At 68.6% G+C, this 15,530-nt stretch carries 12 protein-coding genes; 1 reads left to right on the top strand and 11 read right to left on the bottom strand.

The annotated features are described in order from the left end of the window. Positions 1 to 71: 71 nt before the first annotated feature. The 3 genes from NI2_RS29485 to NI2_RS29475 all read right to left on the bottom strand — a co-directional run bounded on the left by NI2_RS29485 (position 72) and on the right by NI2_RS29475 (position 5,217). Positions 72 to 3,302, bottom strand: a complete 3,231-nt coding sequence (locus NI2_RS29485) for an arabinosyltransferase domain-containing protein (protein WP_067497507.1) — start codon at positions 3,300 to 3,302, stop codon at positions 72 to 74. Between the two features lie 73 nt (positions 3,303 to 3,375). Next, on the bottom strand, positions 3,376 to 3,870 hold the full coding sequence (locus NI2_RS29480) for a WKL family lipoprotein (protein ID WP_067497504.1): 495 nt from the start codon (positions 3,868 to 3,870) through the stop codon (positions 3,376 to 3,378). Positions 3,871 to 3,915: 45 nt separating this feature from the next. Then, positions 3,916 to 5,217 (bottom strand): DNA polymerase IV, encoded by a 1,302-nt coding sequence (locus tag NI2_RS29475; protein WP_067497575.1) that lies wholly within the window; start codon positions 5,215 to 5,217, stop codon positions 3,916 to 3,918. Between the two features lie 169 nt (positions 5,218 to 5,386). Between NI2_RS29475 and NI2_RS29470 the strand changes: the two genes are divergently transcribed. After that, positions 5,387 to 6,262, top strand: coding sequence for a UTP--glucose-1-phosphate uridylyltransferase (locus NI2_RS29470; protein ID WP_067497501.1), 876 nt, complete (start codon positions 5,387 to 5,389; stop codon positions 6,260 to 6,262). 460 nt (positions 6,263 to 6,722) lie between these two features. Here NI2_RS29470 and ileS read toward each other — a convergent pair whose 3' ends face one another. From ileS to ftsZ, 8 genes are all read right to left on the bottom strand, one after another. Further along, the gene (gene ileS / locus NI2_RS29465) at positions 6,723 to 9,857 is read right to left on the bottom strand and encodes an isoleucine--tRNA ligase (RefSeq protein ID WP_067497498.1); all 3,135 of its coding nucleotides are present in this window, start codon (positions 9,855 to 9,857) and stop codon (positions 6,723 to 6,725) included. Positions 9,858 to 10,127: 270 nt separating this feature from the next. Next, positions 10,128 to 10,328 (bottom strand): hypothetical protein, encoded by a 201-nt coding sequence (locus NI2_RS29460; RefSeq protein WP_067497495.1) that lies wholly within the window; start codon positions 10,326 to 10,328, stop codon positions 10,128 to 10,130. 86 nt (positions 10,329 to 10,414) lie between these two features. Beyond that, positions 10,415 to 11,278 carry a DivIVA-like cell division protein Wag31 gene (gene wag31 / locus NI2_RS29455; RefSeq protein WP_067497492.1) on the bottom strand — a complete coding sequence of 288 codons (864 nt, stop codon included), beginning with the start codon at positions 11,276 to 11,278 and terminating at the stop codon, positions 10,415 to 10,417. A gap of 60 nt (positions 11,279 to 11,338) precedes the next feature. Further along, complete coding sequence (locus NI2_RS29450; protein WP_067497489.1) at positions 11,339 to 11,641, bottom strand: YggT family protein; 303 nt, start codon at positions 11,639 to 11,641, stop codon at positions 11,339 to 11,341. A gap of 89 nt (positions 11,642 to 11,730) precedes the next feature. Next, positions 11,731 to 12,486 (bottom strand): cell division protein SepF, encoded by a 756-nt coding sequence (locus NI2_RS29445; protein ID WP_067497486.1) that lies wholly within the window; start codon positions 12,484 to 12,486, stop codon positions 11,731 to 11,733. A gap of 107 nt (positions 12,487 to 12,593) precedes the next feature. Continuing rightward, on the bottom strand, positions 12,594 to 13,331 hold the full coding sequence (locus tag NI2_RS29440) for a YggS family pyridoxal phosphate-dependent enzyme (RefSeq protein ID WP_067497483.1): 738 nt from the start codon (positions 13,329 to 13,331) through the stop codon (positions 12,594 to 12,596). Positions 13,332 to 13,365: 34 nt separating this feature from the next. Next, positions 13,366 to 14,097, bottom strand: coding sequence for a peptidoglycan editing factor PgeF (pgeF, locus tag NI2_RS29435; RefSeq protein WP_067497480.1), 732 nt, complete (start codon positions 14,095 to 14,097; stop codon positions 13,366 to 13,368). A 149-nt stretch (positions 14,098 to 14,246) separates the two neighbouring features. Further along, positions 14,247 to 15,506 carry a cell division protein FtsZ gene (gene ftsZ, locus NI2_RS29430; RefSeq protein ID WP_067497477.1) on the bottom strand — a complete coding sequence of 420 codons (1,260 nt, stop codon included), beginning with the start codon at positions 15,504 to 15,506 and terminating at the stop codon, positions 14,247 to 14,249. Positions 15,507 to 15,530 lie beyond the last annotated feature (24 nt).

The raw sequence follows: 15,530 nt of genomic DNA, 5'->3' as shown, positions 1-15,530 counted from the left end.
ATCACCACGCCGTGATGGCGGATTTCGGGGTGAGATCCAGCCACCTGAGCGTGGTGATCAAGTGTCCAGGGTTACCAGGCGGTGATGACCGGGCCGGGAGTCCACGTGCCCCACTCGGTGCGGGGGTTCACCGAGACCTCGGCGGGGGTGGCTGTGGTGTCTCGGGGGAGGTATTGCTCGAGGGAGCCCCAGTCCTTGTCCCAGTCGTTGTTCAGGTACGTGGGGAGGGTGCGGGCGGTGAAGAGGAGTTGGGTCCAGCCGAGTGGGCCGCCGCCGTCGTGGCCCTGCCAGAGGTTGGTGATGGTGGCGCCGTTGCGGTCGGGGAGGATGCGGTATTCGGGGTGGGCGGCGACGCCGTTGTGGGTGGGGAGGTGGTTCTGGCACGGGAAGTGCAGGCCCACAGCCCAATCCAGCAGCACGGGGGTGTCGCGGCCGAGCAAGGCGTTCAGTGTGGTGGTCTGGGGCATGCGCGGCGGGGTCACGGCAAGCCACTGGTCGGGGCCCAGATCCTTGTCGGCGGCGACCAGGCGGACCGCCGTGGCGTCGGCGGGGAGCTGGTCGAGCGGGACGCGCAGGTTGCGCCAGACGGGCGCGGGGCCGATGTCGATCGGCATGACCTGACCGGTGACCCGCACCGTGCCGTCGGGGGCGGCGGTGCCGTATTCGACCGTCAGGTCCTGGCCGGGGTGCACGATGCCGTCGGCGTCGACCGAACGGATCCGGCCGGCCACCGACACCGCCAGCAGCGGGCCGCGCGGGCCCTCCGGCAGGCGGAACCAGCCGGTGGTCAGGGCGGCGGGTTCCTGCGTGCCCGCCCGGTAGCTGCCGAGTACCGGGGTGGTGGCAGGGTCGAGACCGAACGGGAGCTGCAGCGAACCCTGGCGTGATTCCGAACCGGCCGACGTGGTCGCGTCGCGCAGCTCGTCGGGGTCGTCGGAGACCGAATTCGCTTGGCCGGTGGTGGATTCCACCTCGTCGGAGGTGAGCACGGGGGCCACGCCGTCGGGGCGGAAACCGGTCGATTCGCCCGTCATGGTCGTGGTCATGTCACCGGTGAGCGGGGCGAGCATCGAGGCGTTGGCGTCGGTTTCGACGAGCACCTCGTCGGCCATCCCGCAGCCACCGCCGAACGCCGCGTTCAGATTCGAGCTCGCCACCGAGTACGCCGGGTACTGAGCGACGGCGGCCTTGGCGAAGGACGCCACCTCGAACAGCACCATCATCGCGGCGGCCACCGCGAGCACGGGCACACCGCTCAGCCGCGTCGGCTTGGCCGACGGACTCGGATGGATGTGGAACCAGGCGGCGATCAGCAGCGCGAGCCCAGTGAGCCCGGCGAACACCGTCGACACGCCGAATCCGGCGACCGACGGCGGCTTGTCCCACCACGGCACACCCCACGCCGACACGTACCAGTAGCCGTTGGCGCCGACGAAGGTCACCGCGAGCGCGAAGAACACCGCGGCGGCGAACAGCGCCCGGTTACGCAAGGGCCGCAGCACGTTCGGGCTCACGGCGACCGCGGTGACGGCGGCGACGCAGGTGGCGAGGCCGGCGAACACACCGAACTGGTGTGTCCACTTGGTCGGCGAGAACATCATCAGCACCATGGCGGCGAGGGTGATGCCGAGCAGGCGCCGGGTGGGGCCGACGGCGGTGCCGGGGATGTGACCACCGCGCCGCAACATGGTCGCCGCGCACACGACGAGGCCGAGCAGCATGACGAACACCCCGAACCGGCGGGTGAGCCAGCCGTCGGCGTTGATCTGCAACAGGAACTGGTAGCGCAGGAACTCGAAGAACCAGGACTCCCCCGGCCCGATCTTCTCGTGTACCGCGAACATCTCGCGCACACCGGCCAGGGTGCGGTCGGCGAAGACGACGGTGAGCACGACAACGCCCGCCGCGAGGATCGGCAGCAGCTGTGACAGGTAACCGACCGTCTTGGCCCGGCGCACGATCACCGCCGTCATGGTGCGCGCACCGGCCACCAGCGCGCCGAGGCAGATCAGCCCCGACGGCGCACCGGTGAGGGTGAACGCGGCCACGATCACCGCCACCGCGTAGGGCAGCAACCGCCGCGTGGCGATGGCCCGCTCCACGGATACCCAGGTGACCAGAACACCGAGGGCGACAACGAATTCCGCGCGCAAGCCGTTGTTGTAGGGCAACCAGAAGGCGAGGAACACCAGCGCCGCGGTCCAGGTGACGAGCTTGCTGTGCCGCAACGCGATACCCAGGCGCGGCAGCACTTCACGGCTGATCAACCACCAGGTGAGCACACCGGCGAGCAGCGCGGGCAGGCGCACGAGCGGGCTGACAGTGGAGATGTGGGTGAGCCAGCCGATGATGTCGGTGTAGGGGGTGTAGAACGGGCCCTCGTCGACGCTGAACCAGCGGTAGTAGTTCGACATGTTGCCCGAACTGCGTGCACCCCTTGCCATCCCGAGGATGTAGCCGTCGTCGGAGGTGTTGGCGCCGATGAAGTGCCAGACGCCGAGCACCGCGAACACCAGCCAGTCGACGGGGCGCAACCGCCACCAGCGCTGCGGCAGGAACCGGCGCGCCGACCGGCCGTCGGCGGCGTCGAGCCGGTGCAGCGCGAACAGGGCGACGAGCGTCGCGAGCACGCACAGCGCGATCACCGCGAGCTTGGGCCAGGTGGGTGAGGTGATGTAGCGCGAATCGACGTCGACGCGCACCGCGAGGTCGGCGGGTGCGGCGCCGGTGAGCTCGCTGAAGACTCCGACCACCTGCGGGCGGAGATCGCCGGCGAGGGTGGCGCCCTCCCCGAGTCCTGTTGTGGTGACCGTCGATCCGGTCGGCGACAGGGTGACGATGAGCGCGCACGGCCGGTCGAGCACCTCGGCCAGCGGCGCCGTCCACACCAGCATCGAGCGCGACACCACGTCGACCCGGCCGGGGCGCTCGGGGGTATCGGCGACGACCTTGACGACGAAGCCGTATTTCTCCATGTCGGCCGATTGCCGCGGCACGGTGGACACGACCACCCCGCCGTTCGCCGCGACCGAACTCAATGCCGCGCACGGCACCGTCGCCGTCAGCGCGGCCGGGGCGTAGGCCACGAGCGGTGCCTCGACCGACGCGGGCGAGCCCTGCTGCGGCCAGGACACGCTCGCGGCGTCGACGCGGACCGGAAGGAAGGGGATGGCCGCGGCGCTGAGGACCGCGATCAGCCCGGCGACGATCGCCACGACCCGCGCCCAGCCGGGCGAACCCGGTCGCACCGGCTCCGAAGCACCCTTGGGCGGATGCCCCTGCCGCACGATCGTCTCAACCACGGGGCTTGATCCTAACCGCGCCCCCGCCCGCGCCCCAGCCGCCCCGGTGTGGAGCCGTCGGCGCAGCGGAATGTCAGACGCACGCAGCCGACTGCTGGCCCAGATTCGTCAACATGGTGCAGGCCCACGCCTTCTGCACCTTCCACTTACCGGCGTCGGCCACGAACGGCACGTCCACCACATTCGTCTGCCCGTTCACCGTGAAGTTCGCCTTGGCGTTCACACTGTCACCGAACGACGTCACCTCGGTGACCTGCACCTGAGCACCGGCGTCGCGCGCGGCGACGGCCAGGCGGTTCGGCAGCTCGGGGTCGGCCTCGCCGCCCTGCACGAAGTCCAGCTTCTGCTCGTTGGGCACCGACGGGTCGAGCGCGGTGTTGAGCTGGGCGTTGAGCTCCTCCACCGACGGCACCGGTGGCAGCGCGTCGTCGGTGGGGGTCGTCGTGGTCGCCTTGGCAGTGGTGGTTGTCTTGGCGGCGGGCTTGTCTTCGGTGCACGCGCTGAGCCCGAGTGCGGTGATCACGGCCAAACCTGCGATCGCGACACGGCCGATCCTGCGGTGGGTCAACTGCTCGTCCTTCGGTTAGAGGGGCGGGTTGCCGGGCGTGGCCGCTCAGTCGAGGCTGGCGAGCGGGTCGGCGGGCGACAGTCCCGATTCATCGGCAGGAAAGGTACGCGCCGGGCCGGGGCCTGTCGAACTGGTCTCGAAACGCACTGTCACCACGCCGTAGCCCGCCCCCTGCACCCACCCGTGCCCGAACTCCGGATGCCGCACGTCCATACCCTGAAACCATTGCCCCACCGGCATTTCCGCTTGTTCGGCCACCGGCTCGGGCGCCTCGACGGAGTCGGTGTCGATATCGGCGGGCAGCGCCTGGTCGAGTTCGGGGAACAGCGATTCCTGGCGAACCATGGTGAGCCCGCCGTAGCCGACCCCGACCAGCCGGATCGGCCCGAGTTCGGCGGGGTCGATGGCCGAGCGTTGCGCAGCCGCGGCCAGCGTGCCCAGTTCGGTGGTGGCATACGGCAGCGTGAACGAGCGGGTCACGATGCTCATGTCGGATTTCTTGAGTTTGAGGACGACGGTGCGGGCGGCGCGACCGTCGCGTTCGAGTCTGCGGTGCGCCGAGGCGGCCATGGCGGTGATCGCGGTGCGCAGGTCGGCGAGGGTGACGATGTCGCGTTCGTAGGTGTTCTCGGCGCTGATCTGCTTGGCCTCCGCCCGCTCACTGACCGGCCGGTCGTCGATCCCGCGCGCCAGCCGGTGCAGCGCGGCCCCGACACTGCCGCCGAGGATGGAGGCGGCCTCGGACTCCGGCAGCGCGGCGAACGCACCGACGGTCTCGATACCGAGGCTGCGTAAGCGCGATTCGGCGACCGGACCGATGCCCCCCAGTTTGCGCACCGGCAACCCGGCCAGCAACGCGCCCTGCTCGGCCGGCGAGATCACCCGCATCCCATCGGGTTTCGCCAGTCCGGAGCCGATCTTGGCCAGCTGTTTCCCGGTGCCCGCCCCGATGGAGGCGGTCAGACCCGTCCGCGCACGGACCAGTGCGCGCAGCATCGCGCAGTACTCCTCGACCTCGGTGACGCTCGCCCCGGCGAGCTCGGCCGGTTCGGCGAACGCCTCGTCGAACGACAACGTCTCGAGCACCGGCACCCGGCTGCGCAGCGCGTCGAACACCCGTCCGCTCAGCACCGAATACACGGCACCGCGCGGCGGCACGACCACCGCCGAGACACCGACCAGCCGGCGCGCCTGATGCATGGGCATGGCCGACCGCGCACCGAACACCCGCGCCTCATAGCTCGCGCCTGCCACCACCCCGCGCTGACCCACCCCACCCACGAGCACCGGCCTACCGCGCAGGGTCGGCCGGGTGAGCTGTTCGGCCGAGGCGAAGAAGGCGTCCATATCGATGTGCAGCACCCACCGACGTGCGGTGACCGCAGCATCGGGCCTGGCCTCGACCGGGACATGGGTACTCACGAGCGCAATGTACGCGGCCCCACCGACAGATCCTCGACACCCGGCCGCCACCGAGGCGCCGCACAGACACCTCGAAATGTGTGATGATCGGGTGATGAAGATCCGTAAGGCTGTTATCCCGGCCGCGGGAATCGGCTCCCGGCTGCTGCCCCTGACCAAGGCGACGCCGAAGGAGATGCTGCCGGTCGGCGACAAACCGGTCATCGAGCACACGGTGCGCGAGCTGGTCGCCTCCGGTATCACCGACATCACCATCGTGGTGACCAGTGGCAAGTCGCTGATCCAGGACCATTTCCGGCCGAACCCGGCGCTGGTCGCCCAATTGCGCGCGGACGGCAAGTCCGCCTACGCCGACGCCGTGGAGGAGGTGGGTGAGCTATCGCGCGAGGGCCACATCACCTACCTCGACCAGCACGGCCCGTACGGCAACGGCACCCCGGTGCTCAACGCCGCCCGCCACCTGGGCGACGAACCGATGCTGGTGCTCTGGCCCGACGACGTGTTCGTCGCCGAGGTACCGCGCGCCCAGCAGCTCATCAAGGCCTACGAGTCCACCGGCTGTCCGGTGCTCGCCCTGATGCCGATGGAACCGGGCGAGTCGCAGCGCTACGGCGTGCCGGTGGTTCGCGAGGACCTCGACGACGGGTTGCTGCGCATCTCCGGGCTGATGGAGAAGCCGAAGCCGGAGGACGCGCCGTCGGCGTACGCGGCCATCGGCGGGTACGTGGTGACGCCGGGCATCATCGACGAACTGCAGCTGCAGACCGACAACTGGTACACCCACCGCACCGGCGAGGTGTACCTGACCGACGCGATCAACAAGTACGCCGCCGAACACGCGGTGTACGGGCAGGTGATCCAGGGCCGCTGGTACGACACCGGTAACCCGGCCGACTACCTGGTCGCCCAATTCGCCTCGGCGCTGGCCCATCCCGAGTACGGGCCGCTGCTGCGTCAGCTGGTGGACTAGCGGTTCGCCTGCGCCGCTCCCGCGCGGCGCAGGCAAGCGGTCAACACCGTTTGTCCGCGAGAACGAGGTTCGTCGCGATCGTCGCCACGAATCCGAACAGCAGGCGCCGCAGAACTTTTCGCCGCACAGGTGGACTCCCCTCGTCCCGGCGACGGGTCGCCGACTGGTCGGTTACCGGGCGGCATCTCACCGATCGCGGCACGCCGCCCGTCGATCCGGCGCCGCGACGGAGGTGCGCTCACTTCCGCCGCGGCCCCGTTTCCACAGGACACTCATCACGAACCGTCGCTGGCACCTCAGCGTGTTCCATGCGCATGTGCAGCAACTCGACCCATTGTGCCCGAAGTAGCCCGAGAAAGTCGCCAATTCAGCAACCTTCCCGCGAACTGTCCCGTCAGCCTGCGATTTTCGGTCGGAAATAGTGTCCGGGGCCGGGCGAGGCCGACCCCGGACAGGCGATTCAGGCCTTGCTGAGGGCCACCTTCACACCACCGGTGATTTCCGGGGCGTCCGCGTCGACCGCACCGAATGTGAGTGTGGTCGCGAGGATTTCGCCTGCTATCAGGTCGCGGTGGGTTTCGGCCCACTCGGCTCGCTCGGCGGGAACCTCGAGCACCACGCTGATGCGGTCCGACACGTCGAGACCCTGCGACTTACGGGTTTCCTGCAGGTCGCGGATGAGGTCGCGGGCCCAGCCCTCGGCTTCCAGTTCCTCGGTGACCACCGAATTCAGCACAACCAGACCGGCATTGCCGGGCAGGGCGGCGGTGGATTCGGGTTCGGCGGCGACCAGGCGCTGGGTGTATTCCTCGGGCAGCAGCGTGATCCCGGCGGCGGTGACGACACCGTCGGCCGATTCCGACCACTCCCCCGCCTTCACGGCCTTGATCACCGTCTGCACCTGCTTGCCCAGGCGGGGACCGGCCGCGCGGGCGTTGACCGCCAGCTCGAAACGGCCGTGCGCGGCGACATCGGTGGTCAGGTCGACCTTCTTGACGTTGACCTCGTCGGCGATCAGCGCGGTGAACGGTGCGAGTCGTTCGGCGTCGGCCGCCGCGATGGTCACCTCGGCCAGCGGCAAGCGCACCCGCAGGTTCTTGGCCTTGCGCAGGCTCAGCACCGTGGAACACACGGTGCGCACCTCGTCCATGGCCGCGACCAGCTCCGAATCGTGCGGCAATTCGGACTCGGCGGGCCAGTCGGCCAGGTGCACCGAGCGTTCGCCGGTGAGCCCACGCCAGATCACCTCGCTGATCAGCGGCAGCAGCGGCGCGGCCAGCCGGGTGGCCACCTCGAGCACGGTGTGCAGGGTGTCCACGGCGTCGCGGTCCTCGGACCAGAAGCGCGAACGTGACCGGCGCACATACCAATTGGTGAGCGCGTCGGCGAACGAGCGCAGTTCGTCGCAGGCACCGGCGATGTCGTAGGTCTCGAGCGCCTCCGTCATCACGTCGCGGGTCACCGCGAGCTTGGCCAGGATGTAGCGGTCGAGCACGTTCGGCGAATCCGTGCGCCACACACCGGGCTTGGAGGCGTAGAGCTGCAGGAAGGTCCACGCGTTCCACAGCGGACGCAGCGCGTGGCTGACGCCTTCGCGGATGCCGCGCTCGGTGACGATGAGGTTGCCGCCGCGCAGGATCGGCGAGCTCATCAGGAACCAGCGCATCGCGTCGGAACCGTCGCGGTCGAAGACCTCGTTGACGTCGGGGTAGTTGCCCTTGGACTTCGACATCTTCAGGCCGTCGTCACCGAGCACGATGCCGTGCGCGGCAACGGTTTTGAACGACGGCGAGTCGAACAGCGCGGTCGAGAGCACGTGCAGGGTGTAGAACCAGCCGCGGGTCTGCCCGTTGTACTCGACGATGAAGTCGCCGGGGAAGTGGCTGTCGAACCACTCCTTGTTCTCGAACGGGTAGTGCACCTGGGCGAAGGGCATCGAACCCGACTCGAACCAGCAGTCGAGCACCTCGGGGACCCGACGCATGGTCGACTTCCCGGTCGGGTCGTCGGGGTTGGGCCGGGTGAGATCGTCGATGCCGGGACGGTGCAGGTCGTCCAGGCGCACGCCGAAGTCGCGCTCGAGTTCGTCGAGCGAACCGTAGACGTCCACGCGCGGGTGGGCCGGGTCGTCGGACACCCACACCGGGATCGGGCTGCCCCAGTAGCGATTACGGCTGATGTTCCAGTCGCGCGCGCCCTCGAGCCACTTGCCGAACTGTCCGTCGCGGATGTGTTCGGGCACCCAGGTGATGTGCTTGTTCAGCTCGACCATCCGGTCGCGGAACTTGGTGACCGCGACGAACCAGGACGGCACCGCCATGTAGATCAGCGGCTGCCCCGACCGCCAGCTGTGCGGGTAGGAGTGCTCGATCGTCTCGTGGCGCAGCAGTTTTCCGGCAGCCTTGAGGTCCTTGATGATGACTGGGTTGGCGTCGAAGACCATCAGGCCCTCGTACGGCGGCACCATCGAGGTGAACTTGCCGGCCGGGTCGAGCGGCTGCACGATCTCGATGCCGTTGGCCGAGGCAACGTCCATGTCCTCCTCACCGAAAGCCGGTGCGAGGTGGACGATTCCGGTGCCGGAGTCGGTGGTGACGTAGTCGGCGGTGAGTACCCGGTGTGCGTTCGGATGTCCGAGGAAGAAGTCGAACGGCGGCTGGTAGGACAGCCCCGCCAGGGCGGCGCCGTCGTACTCGCCGAGCACGGCCGGTTCCTCGCCGAATTCACGGGCGTAGTGCGAAACCCGTTCGGCGGCAAGCAGATAGCGCTTGCCGTCGGCGGCCTGGAGGTGGACGTAGCGCACGTCGGGGTGCACCGCGATCGCGAGGTTGGACGGCAGGGTCCAGGGGGTGGTCGTCCAGATCAGCGCGTTGGCGCCGTCGAGCGCGGCCAAGGGGTGCTCGGTGGGGACCGACAGCACCATGTCGACGGTGACCGCCGGGTCCTGGCGCATCTTGTACGCGTCGTCGAGGCGGGTCTCCTGGTTCGACAGCGGCGTCTGCTCGTACCAGCTGTAGGGCAGCACCCGGAAGCCCTGGTAGATGAGCCCCTTGTCGTAGAGGGACTTGAACGCCCACATCACCGACTCCATGAAGTCGAGATCGAGGGTCTTGTAGTCGTTGTCGAAGTCGACCCAGCGCGCCTGGCGGGTGACGTACTCGCGCCACTCGTTGGTGTAGCGCAGCACCGAGGACTTGCAGGCGGCGTTGAACTCGGCCAGCCCCATCGCGTCGATCTGCGACTTGTCGGTGATGCCGAGCTGCTTCTCGGCCTCGATCTCGGCGGGCAGGCCGTGGGTGTCCCAGCCGAAGCGCCGGTCGACCTTCTTGCCGCGCATCGTCTGGAAGCGCGGGATCAAGTCCTTGACGTAACCGGTGAGCAGGTGGCCGTAGTGCGGCAGGCCGTTGGCGAAGGGCGGTCCGTCGTAGAAGACGAACTCACTGTTGCCGTCGCGGTTGTCGATGCTGGCGCGGAAGGTGTCGTCGCGGGCCCAGTAGTCGAGCACCGTGGTTTCCAGTTCCGGGAACGTCGCGCCGGAACCGGCACCGAAATCGACCCGGGGGTATGCGCCACCGGTGGTTGTCTCGTCCGCCATTGCGGAATGCTCCTCGTGCCGCCGCGCCGCCGGCGCGGATCCGTGGCACGGGGACGATGCCGACGCAGGTGCGCCGAAACCGCGGTACCACCCCGTTTGCCCGCGCCGGGAAAGCACGCGAGCCTCTCGTTGCGAGCTGTGACGGGCTCACCCGTTCGGTTCTACTGAGCGCAAATGCGCCGTTCTTCCGAAGACTCCCCGGTGATGGCCGGATCAACGCCGTGTGTCAGACGATTCTAACCGGGCTCGTCCAGCCCATATTCCGCGCGGTCAGTCCTTGCGGGCATGTCGCCCCGGCGGGACCGGGTCGTTCTCGGGTCGCCCACCGGCGAGCGCGCTCACCAGGAGGGTGCCCGCGCCGATGACGCAGATCAGGATGCAGCCCCACGCCCACGCCACCGAGCCGGTGGCGAGTGCCGCCACGAGCAGTGCGAATCCGATCGCGGCCAGAACGAGCGTCAAGACGAGCATGCTGACTCCCAAGCAACCGAGCAGCCCGACGAACTGGGCGTTCCCGAATCACGCGACGCGCTGCGCCGCGCGACCCGGGTTCCAGTTTACTTGGCGCCCTTGGCGAAGGAGGAGGCCGGAGCCAAACTGTTGGACGATCCGTTGGTGTCGCCCGCGAACTCGCCGCCGTCGACCGGAACGGCCGAGCCACGGTTCTCCAGTTCCTCGAGCTGCGACTCCAGGTAGGACTTCAGGCGCACGCGGTACTCGCGCTCGAAGGTCTTGAGCTGCTCGATCCGGCTTTCCAGCACCGTGCGCTGCTGAGTGATGGTCGCCATGATCTCGGCGTGCTGACGCTCGGCGTCGGCGGTGAGGGCCTCGGCCTTGTCCTTGGCCTGGCGGATCTGGGTCTCGGAGCGGTTCTGCGCGTCGGCGAGCATCGCGTCGGACTTCTGCCGCGCGTCGGCGATCATCGCCTCGGAGCGGGTGCGGGCGTCGCCCACCAGACGCTCGGAGTTTGCCCGCGCGTTCGACAGCAGGCTCTCGGCCTCGGTCTTGGCGTCGGTGGTGAGGCGATCGGCCATCTCCTGCGCCAGGGTGAGGACCTTCGCGGCCTGCATGTTTGCGTCGGGGCCCGAGTTGTCGCGGACGGGCGCGGCCACCGGCATCGGCGCGGGCGGCGCCGCCGGGACCGGCGCCGGAATAGGTTCCGGCGCGGGCGGCGGTGCCTGTTGGACCGGGGCCTTCACGGCGGCGACCGGGGCCGCCCCGCGATTCTTCTTCGCGTCGGCTAGCTCGGTGTCGAGCTCGGCGACCCGCTGACGCAGGTCGGCGTTCTCCTCGATCAGGCGCGAAAGCTCCTGCTCGACGAGATCCAGGAAGGCATCGACCTCGTCCTCGTTGTAGCCGCGCTTACCGATCGGCGGTTTGCTGAACGCGACGTTGTGCACATCGGCGGGAGTCAGCGGCATCGAAGGATCCCTTCACGCGGTCTTTGGAGAACTAGCAAGCGGTCTTCTCGACTCATTGTGTCACACGGAGGTCACGGGCTGCCCGAGCCTACCCACGATGGACATCAGGATGAACACGACGAAGAGCAGAACCATAATCGACAGATCGAGCCGAATACCGCCCAGATTCACGGGAGGTATCAAGCGTCTCAACAGTTTCACCGGCGGATCGGTGACGGTGAAGATGAACTCCAACACGATCACCACCACGCCGGTCGGGCGCCAGTCACGCGCGAAACTGCGGATGAACTCCACGATCACCCGGCTGATCAACAACAGCCAGAAGATGAAAAGCACGAGGTACAGAACCGCGAACAGGGCCACGGGTTCACTCTGCCGCAAAATCGGCGACGTGCAAAATGGCCGCGCCGCGCAATGCGCGGGCGGCCATCATGACAGTTCACCGGTCGTCGCTATTTCTGGTTGTAGAAGCCGTTTTCGGCGATCCGGCGGCGCTCCTCGGCCGATACATCGACATCGGCGGGTGAGAGCAGGAACACCTTCGTCGCCACCTTGTCGAACGAGCCACGCAGCGCGAACGCCAGCCCGGCCGCGAAATCGACCAGCCGCTTGGCATCGGCGTTGCTCAGGTCGACCAGGTCCATGATGACCGGGTTTCCCTCGCGGAAACGCTCACCGATGATCCTGGCCTCGCTGTAATCGCGCGGACGCAGCGTGGTGATCTTGGACAAGGGACCTCCGTCCTCGAAGATCCCGGGCCGCCGCACGGGCGCGGGCTCGGGGCGCAAGCGCTCCTCCAACCTGCGCTCCTCGGCGTCGGGATCGACCGCGAGCGCGCCACGGGTCGAGCCGCGCATCCCCGGCGCGACCCCGCCCGCCCGGAACGCACGGCCCGACGAGGGCGCCGTCTCGATCCTGGTCGGGCGCCGCGGCGGCTCGTAGCGATCCTCGGCGTAGGCGTCGTCGACGTAGTCGTCGCGACGCGCCTGATAAGCCGGCTTGTAGGCGGGCTGGGGGAAGTCGTCGGCTTCGTCGCCGAAACGTTCGGAGCCGTAACGATCTTCGGCGTAGCGGTCGTAGCTGCGCGGGCGAGTACGGCCGGCGCGCTCCTCGGGGCCGCGCGAGGCGTGATCGTCGACGTAGTCGTCTTCGTACTCATCGAGCGGAACCATGCCGAAGTACGCCTTGAACTTGTGCAGCGTGCTCATCCTGGACGACCTTCCTTCGGCCCCGGTGGCGGCCGGGTGTTGAAGTTCTTGCTCAGCGCCTCGTCGGCCAATCGTATGTGTCGAATGTGACTGATGAGGTTTCTTTGCTACGCCGAGGTTATCGGTCGGGCGCCCATCAAGGCGGTACCGACACGCACACACGTCGAACCGTGTTCGACCGCGATCTCCAAATCACCCGACATACCTGCAGAAAGTTCGGTGGCATCGGCGTGTTGCGCGAGCAGCGAAGTGTGCAAAGTCGCAAGCTTCGCAAAGGACGCATGAATGTCGGCGTCAAGGGGTGGAATCGCCATCAGACCGGCCAGATGCAGTCCGGGGGCCTTCGCTACCAGGTCGGCGAGGGCGGGCAGATCAGCCGGTTCGACACCCCCGCGTCCGGGGTCGGCGTCCAGGCTCACCTGCAGCAGCACACGCAGGGGCGCGGTACGCTCGCCGGCTGCCTGTGCGTCGGTCACCGCCCGGTCCAGCGCGTTTGCCAGCCGTTCGCTGTCGACCGAGTGCACGGTGTGTGCCCATCGGGCCACGGCGCGGGCCTTGTTGCGCTGCAGGCGGCCGATCATGTGCCATTCGACGTCGTCGTAGGCCAGCTCGGCGACCTTGGCCGAGGCCTCCTGCTCACGCGACTCGCCGAACTCGCGCCTGCCGAGGCGGTAGAGGATGTCGACATCGGCGGCCGGGAAGAATTTGGTCACCGGCAGCAGTCGGACGGAGCCCGCGGGGCGACCCGCGGCGGCCACGGCGGCGTCGAGCCGCGTGAGCAGCCCGTCCAGGCGGGTCGAGAGTTCGCTCGCGCGATCGGTGCCGGTCGAGGTCTCCTGGGTCATGCGGCCTCCCCTCGCCGGGTGGTGTGCTTTCGGCTCATGCGGTCGCGTCCATCCAGATCACGCCCGCGATGCGGCCGGTCGGGGCGCCGCGGCGGTGACTGAACAGGGTTTTGTCCTCGATGGTGCAGCGCGGGTCGAGGGCGATGCCGCCGACGCCCGCCTCGGTGAGCTGCCTGCTGATGCCCGCCCGCAGATCCAGGCCCGGCGTCTTGCGGACCGTGGTGGTTGCGCTACCGGGCAGGTGGGCCTCCACGTCGGCGCGCATGGCGGCGGGCACCTCGTACTGACGACCCGATGCGGCGGGTCCGAGGAAGGCGCCGATGCGCTCCATCCGGGCGCCGACCGAGACCATCGCCTCGAGTACCCGCGGCACGATGCCGATTCTGGCGCCGATGCGGCCCGCGTGCACCGCCGCGATCACGCCTGCCTCGTCGTCGGACAGCAGGATCGGCACGCAGTCGGCGGTGAGGACGACCAGGGCGAGGCCGGGCACGGTGGTGACGAGTGCGTCGGTCACCGGGACCGGTTCGGCGCGCGGCCCGTCGACGATCTCGACATTGCGGCCGTGTACCTGCTCCATCCACACCAGCCGGTCCGGGGTGAGCCCGATGCCCTCGGCCAGGCGGATCCTGTTGCGGCGCACGGCCTCCGGATCGTCACCGACGTGATCGCCCAGGTTGAACGAGTCGTACGGGGCGACGGAGAAGCCACCGGCGCGGGTGGTGGTCACCCGGCGAACGGTCACGGTGGGGGGTGCGGAAGTCATGGTTCGAGGGTAGTGCGGTCGGCGGGTCGATCGGTGCGCGCGCGGGGTGACATCGGTCAACCCGCCGCTGGCCGCGGCGGCCCCGGGGCTGAGCCGGAGACGCGAAAGCGCCCGAACTCACCGGGGAGTTCGGGCGCTGTTGTCCGTGCCTAGCGGCGCATGAAGATCGGCACCTCGATGTCGTCGTCATCGTCGCCGTCGTCGCGCGGTTCGGGATTGTTGACGCGGTTGAGCGCCTGTTCGGTGACCCGCTGACGCTCCGACTCCCGGTACCGCTCGGTGTCGCGGTAGTTGGGCGCCGCCGCCCGTCCGCTCGACATCCCCGCGGTGGCGGGCTCGGTGGGCCGGGCCGGGGCCTCCGTGCTTCGGCTCTGCCCGACCTCGCCCGCACGACCGGAGCCGATCGGGTTGGACGAGGACCGGCCGGTCTGCATGGTGTTCTCGACCGCGCGCCGCGAGGGGCCGCCGCCGTCGAAACCGGCGGCGATCACGGTGACGCGCACTTCGTCGCCGAGCGAATCGTCGATGACCGTACCGAAGATGATGTTGGCCTCGATGTGGGCGGCCTCCTGCACCAGCGAGGCGGCCTCGTTGATCTCGAACAGACCGAGATCGGAACCACCCGCGATCGAGAGCAGCACGCCGTGCGCACCGTCCATCGACGCCTCGAGCAGCGGCGAGTTGATCGCCGTCTCGGCAGCTTTCACCGACCGGCCCTCACCGCGCGCCGAACCGATGCCCATGAGGGCCGACCCGGCACCCGACATCACGCTCTTGACGTCGGCGAAGTCGACGTTGATCAGGCCGGGGGTGGTGATCAGGTCGGTAATACCCTGAACACCGTTGAGCAGCACTTCGTCTGCCGACCGGAAGGCATCCATCAGACTCACCGCCGCGTCGCCCAGCTGCAGCAGCCGGTCGTTCGGAATGACGATGAGGGTGTCGCACGACTCGCGAAGCAGGTTGATGCCCACTTCGGCCTGGTTCCCACGCCGTTTTCCCTCGAAGGAGAACGGCCGGGTCACGACACCTATAGTCAGCGCGCCCAGCTTGCGAGCGATGCTGGCGACGACAGGGGCGCCACCGGTTCCGGTACCACCGCCTTCGCCTGCGGTGACGAAGACCATGTCGGCGCCCTTGAGCACCTCTTCGATCTCGTCCTTGTGGTCTTCGGCCGCTTTGCGACCGACTTCCGGATCGGCTCCGGCGCCCAGTCCTCGGGTGAGTTCACGGCCGACATCGAGCTTCACATCGGCGTCGCTCATCAGCAGGGCCTGTGCGTCGGTATTGACCGCGATGAACTCGACTCCCTTGAGTCCCTGTTCGATCATCCGGTTGACGGCGTTCACGCCGCCGCCGCCGATACCGACGACCTTGATCACGGCAAGGTAGTTGTGCGGGGGCGTCATGGGCTCTCGCCTTCCTTCGATCTA

The organism is Nocardia ignorata NBRC 108230, assembly GCF_001612905.1.
Lineage (GTDB): Bacteria > Actinomycetota > Actinomycetes > Mycobacteriales > Mycobacteriaceae > Nocardia > Nocardia ignorata.
This window is presented reverse-complemented; position numbering and strand designations above follow the sequence as displayed.

Coding starts and splice junctions, on each gene's coding strand:
- NI2_RS29475 (WP_067497575.1), bottom strand. CDS start 5,217: ATGGACGCCTTCTTCGCCTCGGCCGAACAGCTCACCCGGCCGACCCTG.
- NI2_RS29445 (WP_067497486.1), bottom strand. CDS start 12,486: ATGAGCACGCTGCACAAGTTCAAGGCGTACTTCGGCATGGTTCCGCTC.
- ileS (WP_067497498.1), bottom strand. CDS start 9,857: ATGGCGGACGAGACAACCACCGGTGGCGCATACCCCCGGGTCGATTTC.
- ftsZ (WP_067497477.1), bottom strand. CDS start 15,506: ATGACGCCCCCGCACAACTACCTTGCCGTGATCAAGGTCGTCGGTATC.
- pgeF (WP_067497480.1), bottom strand. CDS start 14,097: ATGACTTCCGCACCCCCCACCGTGACCGTTCGCCGGGTGACCACCACC.
- NI2_RS29460 (WP_067497495.1), bottom strand. CDS start 10,328: ATGCTCGTCTTGACGCTCGTTCTGGCCGCGATCGGATTCGCACTGCTC.
- wag31 (WP_067497492.1), bottom strand. CDS start 11,278: ATGCCGCTGACTCCCGCCGATGTGCACAACGTCGCGTTCAGCAAACCG.
- NI2_RS29470 (WP_067497501.1), top strand. CDS start 5,387: ATGAAGATCCGTAAGGCTGTTATCCCGGCCGCGGGAATCGGCTCCCGG.
- NI2_RS29440 (WP_067497483.1), bottom strand. CDS start 13,331: ATGACCCAGGAGACCTCGACCGGCACCGATCGCGCGAGCGAACTCTCG.